The organism is Microseira wollei NIES-4236 (genome assembly GCF_020521235.1).
Taxonomy (GTDB): domain Bacteria; phylum Cyanobacteriota; class Cyanobacteriia; order Cyanobacteriales; family Aerosakkonemataceae; genus Microseira; species Microseira wollei.
Genome location: NZ_BLAY01000729.1, coordinates 1 through 255 on the forward strand (window position 1 = coordinate 1; position 255 = coordinate 255).

Genomic DNA, 255 nt, shown 5'->3' on the forward strand with positions numbered 1-255 from the left:
ACATCAGCTGTTGGCGATGCTTTGGAATCAATTGCTGTGGGGGATGTTGCTGTTGCGGATATCTCTGGTGTTTCTCCCATAGATGCGACATCAGCTGTTGGCGATGCTTTGGAATCAATTGCTGTGGCGGATGTTGCTGTTGCGGATATCTCTGGTGTTTCTCCCATTGATTCGAGATCGGCAGTTGGCGATGCTTTTGAATCAATTGCTGTGGCGGATGTTGGTGCGACCGCTGACGAAGAGGATGTTGCTGTT

At 49.8% G+C, this 255-nt stretch carries 1 protein-coding gene; it reads left to right on the forward strand.

Annotated elements, in window-relative coordinates; translation table 11 throughout:
- On the forward strand, nucleotides 1-255 hold a 255-nt coding region (locus tag MiSe_RS50365; protein WP_226595133.1), incomplete at both ends, for a hypothetical protein.